General features: G+C 60.2%; 12 protein-coding genes. 9 read left to right on the forward strand and 3 right to left on the reverse strand.

Going from position 1 to position 13013, the window contains the following annotated elements; all coding sequences use genetic code 11:
• Positions 1-160: 160 nt before the first annotated feature.
• Together AC1ROI_RS33650 and aptA are read right to left on the reverse strand one after the other, a co-directional pair.
• Positions 161-1654 carry a CoA-acylating methylmalonate-semialdehyde dehydrogenase gene (locus tag AC1ROI_RS33650; protein WP_010463762.1) on the reverse strand — a complete coding sequence of 498 codons (1494 nt, stop codon included), beginning with the start codon at positions 1652-1654 and terminating at the stop codon, positions 161-163.
• 64 nt (positions 1655-1718) lie between these two features.
• Entirely contained in the window at positions 1719-3068 is a 1350-nt protein-coding gene (aptA, locus tag AC1ROI_RS33655; RefSeq protein ID WP_010463764.1) for an omega-aminotransferase AptA, read from the reverse strand.
• A gap of 139 nt (positions 3069-3207) precedes the next feature.
• On the opposite strand from aptA, the gene AC1ROI_RS33660 reads away from it, so the two are divergent.
• The 6 genes from AC1ROI_RS33660 to AC1ROI_RS33685 all read left to right on the forward strand — a co-directional run bounded on the left by AC1ROI_RS33660 (position 3208) and on the right by AC1ROI_RS33685 (position 9717).
• A complete protein-coding gene (locus tag AC1ROI_RS33660; protein ID WP_010463766.1) occupies positions 3208-4128 on the forward strand; it encodes a LysR family transcriptional regulator in 921 nt (306 codons plus the stop codon).
• A 207-nt stretch (positions 4129-4335) separates the two neighbouring features.
• Complete coding sequence (locus AC1ROI_RS33665; RefSeq protein WP_010463768.1) at positions 4336-4986, forward strand: TetR/AcrR family transcriptional regulator; 651 nt, start codon at positions 4336-4338, stop codon at positions 4984-4986.
• 7 nt (positions 4987-4993) lie between these two features.
• Positions 4994-5575, forward strand: coding sequence for an IMPACT family protein (locus tag AC1ROI_RS33670; protein WP_102595206.1), 582 nt, complete (start codon positions 4994-4996; stop codon positions 5573-5575).
• A 532-nt stretch (positions 5576-6107) separates the two neighbouring features.
• Positions 6108-7673: an ABC transporter ATP-binding protein gene (locus AC1ROI_RS33675; protein ID WP_102595207.1), complete on the forward strand. Its 1566-nt coding sequence runs from the start codon at positions 6108-6110 to the stop codon at positions 7671-7673.
• A gap of 11 nt (positions 7674-7684) precedes the next feature.
• Entirely contained in the window at positions 7685-8791 is a 1107-nt protein-coding gene (locus tag AC1ROI_RS33680) for an ABC transporter permease (RefSeq protein ID WP_102595208.1), read from the forward strand.
• Positions 8791-9717 (forward strand): ABC transporter permease, encoded by a 927-nt coding sequence (locus AC1ROI_RS33685; RefSeq protein WP_102595209.1) that lies wholly within the window; start codon positions 8791-8793, stop codon positions 9715-9717. The genes AC1ROI_RS33680 and AC1ROI_RS33685 overlap by 1 nt, the downstream gene beginning before the upstream one ends.
• 39 nt (positions 9718-9756) lie before the next feature.
• Here the strand turns inward: AC1ROI_RS33685 and AC1ROI_RS33690 are convergent, their stop codons facing one another.
• Positions 9757-10230, reverse strand: a complete 474-nt coding sequence (locus AC1ROI_RS33690; protein WP_102595210.1) for a hypothetical protein — start codon at positions 10228-10230, stop codon at positions 9757-9759.
• A gap of 83 nt (positions 10231-10313) precedes the next feature.
• Here AC1ROI_RS33690 and AC1ROI_RS33695 point away from each other — a divergent pair, with 83 nt between their 5' ends.
• The 3 genes from AC1ROI_RS33695 to AC1ROI_RS33705 all read left to right on the forward strand — a co-directional run bounded on the left by AC1ROI_RS33695 (position 10314) and on the right by AC1ROI_RS33705 (position 12922).
• Positions 10314-10664: a MerR family transcriptional regulator gene (locus AC1ROI_RS33695; RefSeq protein ID WP_010463778.1), complete on the forward strand. Its 351-nt coding sequence runs from the start codon at positions 10314-10316 to the stop codon at positions 10662-10664.
• Positions 10665-10689: 25 nt separating this feature from the next.
• Positions 10690-11376 (forward strand): SDR family oxidoreductase, encoded by a 687-nt coding sequence (locus AC1ROI_RS33700; RefSeq protein WP_010463780.1) that lies wholly within the window; start codon positions 10690-10692, stop codon positions 11374-11376.
• Between the two features lie 187 nt (positions 11377-11563).
• Positions 11564-12922: an 8-oxoguanine deaminase gene (locus tag AC1ROI_RS33705; protein WP_102595211.1), complete on the forward strand. Its 1359-nt coding sequence runs from the start codon at positions 11564-11566 to the stop codon at positions 12920-12922.
• Positions 12923-13013 lie beyond the last annotated feature (91 nt).

A 13013-nucleotide genomic window follows, 5' to 3' on the forward strand; every position in this document is an offset into this window, starting at 1 on the left:
ACCAAGGAGTTTTCCGTTTCGACTGCGCCGGAAGTGGGGCGAATTATAGACTTCCAGAATCTGCCGTCAACACCTATCTTCACATTTCTGTCATATAGATTAAAAAAGCCCGAAAACACGAAGGCCGAGCCCCAAGGGGCTCGGCCTTCTGCCCTTCTACTTACAAGCTAGGGAATGCGAATTGCGACGCTTCATGGCTCGCACGCTGCGGCCAGCGCTGGGTAATGGCCTTGCGACGGGTATAGAAGCGCACGCCATCCGGGCCATACGCATGCAGATCGCCAAACAGCGAACGCTTCCAGCCACCGAAGCTGTGATAAGCCACCGGCACCGGCAACGGCACGTTGACGCCGACCATGCCGACTTCGATCTCATCACAGAACAACCGCGCCGCTTCCCCATCACGGGTGAAGATGCAGGTGCCGTTGCCATATTCGTGATCGTTGATCAGTTGCATCGCCTCTTCCAGGCTGTTGACCCGAACCACACACAACACTGGCCCGAAGATCTCTTCTTTATAGATGCGCATCTCTGGCGTGACGTTGTCGAACAGGCAGCCACCCAGGAAGAAACCTTCCTCATGACCGGCCACGCTCAATCCACGACCATCAACCACCAGGGACGCGCCCGAAGAAACGCCGTCTTCTATATAGCCACTGACTTTATCGCGAGCCTGACCGGAAACCAGTGGCCCCATGTCCAGCCCACAGGAAGTACCCGCACCGATTTTCAGCGCCTTGATTTGCGGTACCAACTTGGCCACCAACGCATCCGCCACCTGGTCGCCCACACACACGGCCACCGAGATCGCCATGCAACGCTCGCCGCAAGAACCGTAAGCCGCGCCCATCAGTGCGCTCACCGCGTTGTCCAGATCCGCATCCGGCATCAGCACCGCATGGTTCTTCGCGCCGCCCAGTGCCTGGACGCGTTTGCCGCGCTTGGTGCCTTCGGCGTAGATGTATTCGGCAATCGGCGTCGAGCCAACGAAGCTCAGCGCTTTGACTTCCGGCGCTTCGATCAGCGCGTCCACCGCCGCCTTGTCGCCATGCACCACACTCAGCACACCTTTAGGCAGGCCGGCTTCGATCAATAGTTGAGCGATCAATAGCGTCGAGCTTGGATCACGCTCGGACGGTTTGAGGATGAAGCAGTTACCGCAGACGATCGCCAGTGGATACATCCACAGCGGAACCATGGCCGGGAAGTTGAACGGAGTAATACCCGCCACCACGCCCAACGGCTGGAAGTCCGACCAGGCATCGATGTTCGGACCGACGTTACGGCTGTACTCGCCCTTGAGGATTTCCGGCGCTGCGCAGGCGAACTCAACGTTCTCGATTCCGCGCTTCAGTTCACCGGCAGCATCTTCCAGGGTCTTGCCATGCTCTTCACTGATCAACTGGGCGATACGCGCTTCGTTCTGTTCCAGCAGTTGCTTGAAGCGGAACATCACCTGAGCACGTTTGGCCGGCGGCGTGTTACGCCAGGCCGGGAACGCAGCCTTGGCCGAGTCGATGGCTTTCTGAATGGTTTCGCGGCTGGCCAACGGCAGCTTGTGGATGGCCTGGCCGGTGGACGGGTTGAACACGTCGGCCGTGCGACCGTCTTCGGTCACCAGTTCGCCATTGATCAAATGCGGGATAAGGCTCATGCGGGGCTCCAGAAAAGTTGTCCACAGGCGTCCGTCAACGGGCGCCTCTATATAGAAGGGAAAATCAGTCGATTTTGTTCAGCACTTCGCCGACCGCGTCGAACAGACGATCAAGGTCTTGCGGCTTGCTGTTGAAGGTTGGGCCGAACTGCAGGGTGTCGCCGCCGAAGCGCACGTAGAACCCGGCTTTCCACAGAGCCATGCCCGCTTCGAACGGACGCACGATGGCGTCGCCATCACGCGGTGCGATCTGGATCGCGCCCGCCAGACCGTAGTTACGAATATCGATAATGTTTTTCGAGCCCTTCAGGCCGTGCAGCGCATTTTCGAAATGTGGCGCGACTTCAGCCACGTTCTGCACCAGGTTTTCCTTTTGCAGCAGGTCGAGTGCAGCCAGGCCAGCGGCGCAAGCCACCGGGTGCGCGGAGTAGGTGTAACCGTGCGGGAATTCCACCGCGTACTCTGGCGTCGCCTGGTTCATGAAGGTCTGGTAGATCTCGGAGCTGGCAATCACCGCACCCATCGGAATCGCGCCGTTGGTGACTTGCTTGGCGATGCACATCAGGTCCGGGGTCACACCGAAGCTGTCGGCGCCGAACATCGAACCGGTGCGGCCGAAACCGGTGATCACTTCGTCGAACACCAGCAGGATGTTGTGTTGATCGCAGATCTCGCGCAGACGCTTCAGATAACCCTGCGGCGGAACCAGCACGCCAGCGGAACCGGCCATTGGCTCGACGAATACGGCGGCGATGTTCGAAGCGTCATGCAGCTCGATCAGCTTGAGCAGTTCATCGGCCAAGGCGATACCGCCCTCCGTCGGCATACCACGGGAATAGGCATTGCTCGCCAGCAAGGTGTGCGGCAGGTGATCGACGTCCATCATCGCCTGACCGAACATTTTGCGGTTGCCGTTCACGCCACCGAGGCTGGTGCCGGCGATGTTCACACCGTGATAGCCACGGGCACGACCGATCATTTTGGTCTTGGTGGCCTGGCCTTTCAGACGCCAGTAAGCACGCACCATCTTCACCGCCGTGTCAGCGCACTCGGAGCCCGAGTCAGTGAAGAACACGTGATTCAGATTGCCCGGCGTCAGATCGGTGATTTTCTCGGCCAGTTGAAACGACAACGGATGGCCGTACTGGAAGCCTGGCGAGTAATCGAGGGTGCCCAACTGTTTGGCAACCGCTTCCTGGATTTCCTTGCGAGTGTGCCCGGCGCCGCAGGTCCACAGACCCGACAGCGAATCGTAGACCTTGCGCCCCTTGTCGTCCGTCAACCAACTGCCCTCAGCAGCAACGATCAGTCGTGGATCGCGCTGGAAATTACGGTTGGCGGTGTAGGGCATCCAGTGGGCATCGAGCTTGAGCTGGCTGGCCAAAGGAGATCGGGCGTTTTCGGGCAAGTTCATGGGCAAAACCTCGCAGGGCAATAAGCGGCATAGAGATCAAAAGCGTTCTTGCAGCTAAATTGCCACGAGGATAAAGTCGGTGAAATCCAACTCTTCTAACGTTCAGTCAGCCATCCACTAAACTTTGAGTAATTAAAGCATGAGCAGCCGTCGCCCCGATCCGCTGGCGCAAGTCAGTGACTTTGATATCCGCCTGCTTCGGATCTTTCGCAGTGTGGTGGAGTGCGGAGGCTTTTCTGCGGCAGAGTCGGTATTGGGGATCGGCCGCTCGGCCATCAGCCAGCAGATGAGCGATCTGGAACAGCGCCTCGGCCTGCGTTTATGCCAACGCGGTCGCGCCGGATTTTCCCTGACCGAGGAAGGTCGCGAGGTCTATCAATCGGCCTTGCAGCTATTAAGTGCGCTGGAAAGTTTTCGCACTGAGGTCAACGGCCTGCACCAACACTTGCGCGGCGAATTGACCATCGGCCTGACCGACAACCTGGTCACCCTGCCCCACATGCGCATCACCCACGCGCTGGCACAACTGAAGGAACGCGGGCCGGACGTGCAGATTCAGATCCGCATGATCGCGCCAAATGAAGTTGAACAAGGGGTGCTCGACGGTCGATTGCATGTCGGTGTGGTGCCGCAGGCCAGCGCACTGTCGGGGCTGGAATATCAGCCGCTTTATAGCGAACGCTCGCTGCTGTATTGCGCAGTCGGTCATCCGTTGTTTTATGTCGACGATAAACAACTGGATGACGAGCGCCTCAATAGCCAGGACGCCATCGCGCCGACCTTCCGATTGCCCGCGGAAATCCAGGCCCATTACCAGGCGCTCAATTGCACCGCCAGTGCCTCGGACCGTGAGGGCATGGCCTTCCTGATCCTGACCGGGCGCTTCATCGGCTACCTGCCGGATCATTACGCCAGCCTCTGGGTGCAGCAAGGTCGATTGCGGGCGCTGAAACCCAACGTGCGTTTTTATGACCTGAGCCTCGCATCGGTCACGCGCAAGGGCCGGCGCCCACATTTGGTGCTGGAAAGCTTCCTCGAAAGCCTGGCCGCGACACGTTGAAAGTGGCGAAAGCCCGCAGGAGCGTAGCTTGCTCGCGAAGGCGGTGTGTCAGCTGTATTGATGTCGACTGACGCGCCGCTTTTGCGAGCAGGCACTGCGCCTACAGGAATTGTGGTGTTCAGGTTTTATTGCGTCAGGACTTGTCTGGAGCTTGTGGGTGCGCTATCAACGCAGTGGCTACACCCATCCACTTGTCCGGAAGTGCCTATGACCTTTGAAGTCCCCGCTCACGGCGGCAAACCCGCCAGCCGCATTCGTCAGAAGAACGAAGAGACCATCATCAAAGCCGCCGAAGACGAATTTGCCCGTCACGGTTTCAAAGGCACCAGCATGAACACCATCGCCTTGAATGCCGGGTTGCCCAAGGCGAACCTGCATTATTACTTCACCAACAAACTCGGTTTGTACGTGGCGGTATTGAGCAACATCCTTGAGTTATGGGACAGCACCTTTAATACCTTGACTGCCGAGGATGATCCGGCCGAAGCGCTGACGCGTTATATCCGCGCCAAAATGGAATTCTCCCGTCGCCAGCCGCAAGCCTCGCGGATCTTCGCCATGGAAGTGATCAGTGGCGGCGAATGCCTGACCGAGTATTTCAATCAGGACTATCGCGCCTGGTTCCAGGGCCGGGCGGCGGTGTTCCAGGCGTGGATCGACGCCGGCAAGATGGACCCGGTCGACCCGGTAAACCTGATCTTCCTGCTGTGGGGCAGTACCCAGCATTACGCCGACTTCGCCACCCAGATCTGCCGTGTCAGCGGCCGCACCAAGCTGACCAAGCAAGACATGGAAGACGCCGGCAACAACCTGATCCGCATCATCCTCAAGGGCTGCGGCCTCACGCCAGCTATCTAAGACACTTATGCCTTTTACCCTCAGCGGTTTTTGCGAATACCGCGAAGAGATTCGCAAAAGCCGTTTCATCACGTTCGCCACGTCGATCGCAAGCCCTGCCGACGCCCAGGCGTTCATCGATCAGCACAGCGACTTGAATGCCTCGCACAACTGCTGGGCCTGGAAGCTGGGCGACCAATACCGCAGCAATGACGATGGCGAACCGGGCGGCACCGCAGGACGACCGATTCTGGCGGCCATCGAAGCGCAGGATTGTGATCAGGTCGCAGTGCTGGTGATTCGCTGGTATGGCGGCATTCAATTGGGCACCGGCGGCCTCGCCCGGGCTTATGGCGGTGGCGCCAACAAGTGCCTGCAAGGCGCGGCGAAAGTCGAGCTGATCAGTCGGGTGCCGGTGAGCTGTACCTGTGCGTTTGGTGAGTTGGCGCTGGTGAAACTGCGCGTCGCTGAATCGGGTGGTTTGGTGGTGGAAGAAACCTTCACCGCCAACGGCGTGGACTTGCAATTGGCGATCGGCAAAGAGCACATCACGACCCTGCAAACTCAGCTCGCCGACCTGAGTCGCGGGCGCATTGTGTTGCAGCACTGATCGCACCAACACCGTTCACCGCCCTTTTATCGAGCCTGTTCAGATGCCCACATCTGCTGTGCACCCGGCTGTGGATAACCTGAGCACATCCTGCTGTAACCCTTCTGTCATGCGGCTTTGCGGGCTTTGCTCATTTTTCGTCCAACTTTCCATACAATCCACTAATTTCACGAAAAAACAAACAGTTAGCGTCGGTTATCACCTTTAGAAGATAGGCGCACAGTGCTTATGCCCGTGCTTTCGGCTTGCGCACAAATACTGTGGAACAACCTGTGGATAACCCGTTCATGACTGGCTCTGCCCTATATCCGGCATAGGTTGCGGTGTGTTGCTCGTTTTTTGATCAATACCCGACGAGCAAAAGCAGAGCCTGATCAAGCACTTTGCCCCTAAGTAGTGCTTGATCGACGATCAAAAGATGGCGAGGCCGCGCCCTCAATGCCTTTGCCAGCAAGGATTTTCGGTTTTCCTGACTCAATGGCCAGGAAATTGCTTTATCCACAGGCATAACTCCTATCGACCCGAGCCTGTCATGCCTAACCCCGTGCCGATCCCCGATCAAACGCCTCGACTGCAACTGCGCAAAATCAGCAAACGTTACCCCGGCTGCCTGGCCAACGACGCCATCGACCTGAGCATTGCTCCCGGTGAAATCCACGCCCTGCTCGGCGAAAACGGTGCGGGCAAAAGTACGTTGATGAAGATCATCTATGGCGTCACACACGCCGATTCCGGGGAAATGATCTGGCAGGGCGGCCGCGTGAACATGCGCAATCCAGCGCAGGCTCGCGCACTGGGGATCGGCATGGTCTTCCAGCACTTCTCGCTGTTCGAAACCCTCAGCGTGGCGCAGAACATTGCCCTGGCAATGGGTGCGGCGTCCGGCACGCCGAAGCAGCTTGAGCCAAAAATTCGTGAAGTCTCCCGACGCTACGGCATGGCGCTGGAACCGGAGCGCCTTGTCCATAGCCTGTCGATCGGCGAGCGGCAACGGGTGGAAATCGTTCGTTGCCTGATGCAGGACATCCGCCTGCTGATTCTCGATGAGCCGACTTCCGTGCTTACGCCGCAGGAGGCTGACGACCTCTTCATCACCCTGCGCCGGCTCGCGGCCGAGGGTTGCAGCATTCTGTTCATCAGCCACAAGCTCGGTGAAGTGCGCGCGTTATGTCACAGCGCTACGGTGCTGCGCGGCGGTCGGGTGGCCGGGCATTGCGTGCCGTCCGAGTGTTCGGATCAGCAATTGGCGAGGTTGATGGTGGGGGAAGCCGCCGAGCTGATTACCGATTATCCGAAGGTGATCGGCGGTGACTCGTTTTTGAATGTGAGCGGATTGTCGTGGCACAACCCGGACCCGTTCGGCTGCTCCCTGACGGACATTGGTCTCGAAGTGCGCAGCGGCGAGATCGTCGGAATCGCCGGTGTTGCAGGCAATGGTCAGGATGAATTGCTGGCCCTGCTCAGCGGTGAAGAACGGTTGAGCCGAAACGATAACGGGACGATCCGTTTCGGCGGGCAGCCGGTCGCCGATTTGCGGCCCGATGCGCGACGCCACCTCGGCCTCGCGTTCGTTCCCGCCGAGCGTTTGGGCCACGGTGCGGTGCCCGAACTGAGCCTCGCCAACAACGCCCTGCTCACCGCGTTTCAACAAGGTTTGGTCAGCAACGGCCTCATTCAGCGCGCCGAGGTCGAAGCCTTGGCGGCAGAAATCATCCGCCGCTTTGGCGTGAAAACACCCGATACCCAAGCGCCGGCCCGCAGTCTGTCCGGTGGCAATTTGCAGAAATTCATCCTCGGCCGCGAGATCCTTCAGCAACCGAAATTGCTGGTGGCCGCGCACCCGACCTGGGGCGTGGACGTCGGCGCCGCCGCCACCATTCACCGAGCGTTGATTGCCTTGCGCGATGCCGGTGCGGCGATCCTGGTGATCAGCGAAGACCTCGACGAATTGTTCCAGATCAGCGACCGGCTCGGTGCCTTGTGCAGCGGACGCCTGTCGCCGCTCAGGGCCACGGTCGACACGCGCCTGATCGATGTCGGCGGCTGGATGGCCGGCCAGTTCGACGCCCCTCAAACACTCGCATCCGCAACGGTTTAACGGAGTTTCACATGCTGCTTTCTCTCGAACCCCGTGGCCAGCAATCGCGCCTGATGCTGTGGTGCTCGCCGTTGCTGGCCGCGGCCCTGACATTGGGCTGCGGCTCGTTGTTGTTTATTGCGTTGGGTCATGACCCGCTGCTCACGCTGCACACCCTGCTGATTGCGCCGGTCAGCGACTTGTATGGTGTCTCCGAACTGTTGGTCAAAGCGTTGCCTATTTTGCTCTGCGCGCTGGGGCTGGCCGTGGCGTATCAGGCGCGGATCTGGAACATCGGCGCCGAAGGCCAATTGCTGCTCGGCGCCCTGGCCGGCAGTGCGCTGGCGGTGAATATCATCGATATGCACAGTCGCTGGGCGCTGGTGCTGATCCTGCTGGTCGGCACGTTGGCCGGTGCCGCGTGGGGCGGGCTGACGGCGTGGTTGCGCACGCGTTTCAATGCCAACGAAATCCTCACCAGCATCATGCTCAATTACATCGCGCTGAACCTGCTGCTGTTCTGCGTGCATGGGCCGTTGAAGGACCCGGCCGGGTTCAACTTTCCGGAGTCGGCGATGTTCGGCGATGCCAGCCGTTTGCCGCTGTTGATGGAAGACGGTCGGGTTCACGCCGGGGTGTATTTCGCCCTGCTCGCGTTGGTGGCGGTCTGGGTTTTGCTGCAAAAAAGCTTTGTCGGTTTCCAGATAAAAGTGCTCGGGCTGGACAAGCGTGCAGCGGGTTTCGTCGGGTTTCGCGAGAAGCGGCTGATCTGGCTGGCGCTGTTGATCAGCGGCGGATTGGCAGGGCTGGCCGGAGTGAGCGAAGTCACCGGGCCGATCGGCCAACTGGTGCCGCAGGTCTCGCCGGGTTATGGCTATGCCGCTATCACGGTGGCGTTTCTAGGGCGGCTCAACCCCATCGGCATTCTGTTTTCCAGCCTGCTGATGGCGTTGCTGTACATCGGCGGCGAGAGCGCGCAGATGAGCATGAACCTGCCGCAAGCCATCACCCAGTTGTTCCAGGGAATGATGCTGTTTTTCCTGTTGGCCAGTGACGTGCTGATTCTTTACCGACCGCGTTTGAACCTGCGCTGGACTCGTCGCACACAAGCCACCGCTGCACACGCCGGAGCGCTGTGATGGATATCGATCTGCTGAGCAATATTTTCTACGCCATGGTCCGTTGCGGCACGCCGTTGCTGTTGGTGGCCCTGGGCGAATTGATCTGTGAGAAAAGCGGCGTCCTGAATCTGGGTCAGGAAGGCATGATGCTGTTTGGCGCAGTGATCGGTTTTATCGTCGCCCTGAACAGCGGCAACCTGTGGCTTGGCGTGTTGCTGGCGATGCTCGCCGGGATGCTGTTGTCGTCGCTGTTTGCGCTGGTGGCGCTGGTGTTCAATGCCAATCAGGTGGCCACCGGATTGGCGCTGACGATTTTCGGCGTGGGCCTGTCGACGTTTGTCGGCGCGGCGTGGGTCGGTAAACCGCTGGCCGGTTTTGAGCCGGTGGTGATTCCTTACCTGAGTGAAATACCTTTGATCGGGCGAATGCTGTTCGCGCAGGATTTGCTGGTGTATCTGTCGTTCGCGTTGTTTGCGCTGGTAGCGTGGGTGATTCTGAAAAGTCGCGTCGGGCTGATCATACAAGCGGTCGGGGAAAGCCCGGAGGCGGCCAGTGCCATGGGCTTGCCGGTGTTGGGTGTGCGTGCACTGGCGGTGCTGTTTGGCGGCGCGATGGCCGGTTTGGCGGGGGCTTATTTGTCCCTGGCCTATACGCCGATGTGGGCGGAAAACATGAGTGCTGGCCGTGGCTGGATTGCCTTGGCGCTAGTGGTGTTTGCCAGTTGGCGAGTGTGGCGATTGCTGCTGGGGGCGTACCTGTTCGGGCTCGCGAGCATCCTGCACCTGGTGGCGCAGGGGTTGGGGCTGGCGATTCCGTCGAGCCTGTTGGCGATGTTGCCGTATGTCGCGACCATTGTGGTGTTGGTGCTGTTGTCGCGGGACGCGGTGCGCACACGGTTGTATGCGCCGGTGTCGTTGGGGCAGCCGTGGCAGGCGGGGCATTAAGGTTGACCCGGCCGGCCTCTTCGCGGGCAAGTCTCGCGCCTACAGGTTTTGCGCAATCGGTGAAATCGGCACTGGACCTGTAGGAGCGAGCGGCGCGGCGATCCGACTTGCCCGCGAAGGCTGTCGAACCGGCAACACTTGAGCCACGCCCCACGCCAATTCAAAGACCAGAAAAATCACCAACAGCGAACTGGCGCCATGGGCCAAGGCATAAAGCTGCCAAGCCGAAAACAGAAACCGCCCCACCGCGTCATACCGACCAAACACCTGCTGCGGATCACGAATCCGCAGCACCGCCCAGACACACACAATCGACCCCAGCAGATTCGCCATCAACATGTGCATCGGCTCGAACGGCGGCAAATCGCCCGGCAAATCGAACGCCTGACTCACACTCAACAACACCCCGTGCAACGCGGCAAAACTCCACGGCGTGATAAACGCTGCCGTCACGATCAAGTCATACCAGGCGCTGCCCCGCACCACCCGGCGATATTGCGTTGAAGTCCACATCGGCCTTGCTCCATAAATTCAGGGAGCAACAAGGCTAAAGCCTGGAGTATGCTCCAAGGTCAAGCCCCTCTTGAGACGTCATGATGCGCATCGGTGAATTAGCCCAGGCCAGCGCCGTCAGCCGCGACACACTGCGCTTCTACGAGCAGCGCGGACTGATCGCTGCACAACGCAGTGCCAACGGCTATCGCGACTACCCGCCAGACATGGTGCAACTGGTGTTGTACATCAAGACGGCTCAGCGGTTGGGCTTTACCCTCGGCGAGATCGGCAACAGCGTCGCCTCGATCTGGCAATCGCCGGATCCTGACAGCGCCGTCACACAGTTGCTGCAAGACAAACTCAAGCTGATTGAAACCCGTATGGACGAACTCGGTGCATTGCGCCACGAGTTGCAACAACGGCTCGGTCAGCGTTGTCCACTGAGCCCATGATCCTCACTTATCAAGGAAGCCACTCATGTCCAAGGCAAAAACCGCACTCATCATCGGTGCCTCCCGGGGCCTGGGCCTCGGCCTGGTGAAAACCCTGCTGGCCGACGGCTGGCAAGTCACCGCCACCGTGCGCAACCCGCAGAACGCCGAGGCGCTGCAGGCGTTGGGCAAGGTGCGGATCGAGAAGCTCGACATGGACGATCAGCAGGCGGTCATCGCCCTGAGCCAACAGCTCAAGGGTGAAGTGTTCGATTTGCTATTCGTGAATGCCGGGGTCAAGGGGCCGGACGTTCAGACGCCGGGCGGCGCGACGTTGGCCGAGGTCGGTCAATTGTTCTTCACCAACGCCGTGGCGCCGATCAACCTGGCACAACGTTTTGCCGGGCAGATTCGCCCGGAGACCGGCGTGCTGGCGTTCATGAGCTCGGTGCTGGGCAGCGTGACCATGCCGGACGCGCCGGAGCTGGCGTTGTACAAGGCCAGTAAAGCGGCGCTGAATTCCATGACCAACAGCTTCGTTACGCAACTGGGCGAGCAGAAACTCACCGTGCTGTCGTTGCATCCGGGTTGGGTGAAGACCGACATGGGCGGTGAAGGCGCCGATATCGACGTGGAAACCAGTACGCGCGGGTTGGTCGATCAGGTGAATGCGTACACCGGCAAGGGTGGACATCACTTCGTGAACTACAGAGGCGAAACCATTCCCTGGTAAACACCACCCTCGCGCCTACAGGATTTCATTCCACATAAGGTTTGCGTCGTCTGGTCGGGCAGGACTTGCCGGCCAGGCGGTTTTGTTTGAAACTCCGCACCTCGTCCCCGCGGCGACCCTGGATCAGCAGACAGGGTAATCACTGAGCTGGCTAACCTGAACCCCACTTTCAGAGGAGCCGGCTAACATGCCTGCGACCCGTACCTGGCTAAAAAATCCCCTCGCCATTTTCACTGCCAATGACCTCGATGCCCGTGGCGGCCTGGTGGTGCAAGACGGCGTGATCGTCGAAGTGCTCGCCGCTGGCCAGCAACCGTCCGCGCCCTGCGGACACGTCTTCGATGCCCGCGAGCATGTGATCCTGCCGGGACTGATCAACACCCATCACCACTTCTATCAAACCCTGACCCGCGCCTGGGCGCCGGTGGTCAATCAGCCGTTGTTCCCGTGGCTGAAAACCCTCTACCCGGTCTGGGCCCGCCTCACCCCTGAAAAACTCGCCCTCGCCACGAAAGTCGCGCTGGCTGAGTTGCTGCTGTCCGGCTGCACCACCGCCGCCGATCACCACTACCTGTTCCCGGAAGGCCTGGAAAACGCGATCGACGTGCAAGTCGAAAGCGTTCGCGAACTGGGCATGCGCGCCATGCTGACGCGCGGGTCCATGAGCCTGGGTGAAAAGGACGGCGGCCTGCCACCGCAGCAGACCGTGCAGGAAGGCGAAGTGATCCTCGCGGACAGCCAGCGCTTGATCGCCGAGTACCACGAGCGTGGTGATGGTGCGCAAATCCAGATCGCCCTGGCGCCGTGTTCGCCGTTTTCGGTGACACCGGAAATCATGTCCGCCAGCGCCGAACTGGCAAACAAACTCGACGTGCGTCTGCACACGCACCTGGCCGAAACCCTCGACGAAGAAGACTTCTGCCTGCAACGCTTCGGCCTGCGAACCGTGGATTATCTGGACAGCGTCGGCTGGCTCGGGCCACGCACCTGGCTCGCGCACGGCATCCACTTCAACCCGGACGAAATCGCCCGCCTCGGCGCCGCCGGCACCGGGATTTGCCATTGCCCGAGTTCGAACATGCGCCTGGCCTCCGGCATTTGCCCGACCCTGGACCTGACCGCTGCCGGTGCGTTGCTCGGCCTGGGCGTGGATGGATCGGCGTCCAACGATGCGTCGAACATGATGCTCGAAACCCGTCAGGCGCTTTACATTCAGCGGCTACGTTATGGCGCGCAGAAGATCACCCCGGAACTGGTTATGGGGTGGGCAACCAAGGGTTCGGCGAGTTTGTTGGGGCGTTCCGATATCGGCGAACTGGCGGTGGGCAAGCAGGCGGATCTGGCGTTGTTCAAGCTCGATGAGCTGCGTTTCTCCGGCAGTCATGATCCGGTGTCGGCGTTGCTGCTGTGCGGTGCTGATCGCGCGGATCGGGTGATGATTGGTGGCAAATGGCGGGTGATTGACGGGCAGGTTGAAGGGCTGGATCTCAAAGGCCTGATCGCCGATCACAGCCAGGCGGCCCGGCAGCTAATCGCCGGCGTCTGATACAACACAAATCAAACTGTAGGAGTGGGGGGGGGGGGGGGGGGGGGGGGGGGGGGGGGGGGGGGGGGGGGGGGGGGGGGGGGGGGGGGGG

Source organism: Pseudomonas sp. GW823-FHT02C02, from assembly GCF_058797635.1.

What these genes read in the sequence shown, in the direction of transcription:
- AC1ROI_RS33675 (WP_102595207.1), top strand. Translation starts at nt 6,108, where the DNA reads ATGCCTAACCCCGTGCCGATCCCCGATCAAACGCCTCGACTGCAACTG.
- AC1ROI_RS33690 (WP_102595210.1), bottom strand. Translation starts at nt 10,230, where the DNA reads ATGTGGACTTCAACGCAATATCGCCGGGTGGTGCGGGGCAGCGCCTGG.
- AC1ROI_RS33685 (WP_102595209.1), top strand. Translation starts at nt 8,791, where the DNA reads ATGGATATCGATCTGCTGAGCAATATTTTCTACGCCATGGTCCGTTGC.
- AC1ROI_RS33705 (WP_102595211.1), top strand. Translation starts at nt 11,564, where the DNA reads ATGCCTGCGACCCGTACCTGGCTAAAAAATCCCCTCGCCATTTTCACT.
- AC1ROI_RS33650 (WP_010463762.1), bottom strand. Translation starts at nt 1,654, where the DNA reads ATGAGCCTTATCCCGCATTTGATCAATGGCGAACTGGTGACCGAAGAC.
- AC1ROI_RS33670 (WP_102595206.1), top strand. Translation starts at nt 4,994, where the DNA reads ATGCCTTTTACCCTCAGCGGTTTTTGCGAATACCGCGAAGAGATTCGC.
- aptA (WP_010463764.1), bottom strand. Translation starts at nt 3,068, where the DNA reads ATGAACTTGCCCGAAAACGCCCGATCTCCTTTGGCCAGCCAGCTCAAG.
- AC1ROI_RS33700 (WP_010463780.1), top strand. Translation starts at nt 10,690, where the DNA reads ATGTCCAAGGCAAAAACCGCACTCATCATCGGTGCCTCCCGGGGCCTG.
- AC1ROI_RS33665 (WP_010463768.1), top strand. Translation starts at nt 4,336, where the DNA reads ATGACCTTTGAAGTCCCCGCTCACGGCGGCAAACCCGCCAGCCGCATT.
- AC1ROI_RS33695 (WP_010463778.1), top strand. Translation starts at nt 10,314, where the DNA reads ATGCGCATCGGTGAATTAGCCCAGGCCAGCGCCGTCAGCCGCGACACA.
- AC1ROI_RS33680 (WP_102595208.1), top strand. Translation starts at nt 7,685, where the DNA reads ATGCTGCTTTCTCTCGAACCCCGTGGCCAGCAATCGCGCCTGATGCTG.
- AC1ROI_RS33660 (WP_010463766.1), top strand. Translation starts at nt 3,208, where the DNA reads ATGAGCAGCCGTCGCCCCGATCCGCTGGCGCAAGTCAGTGACTTTGAT.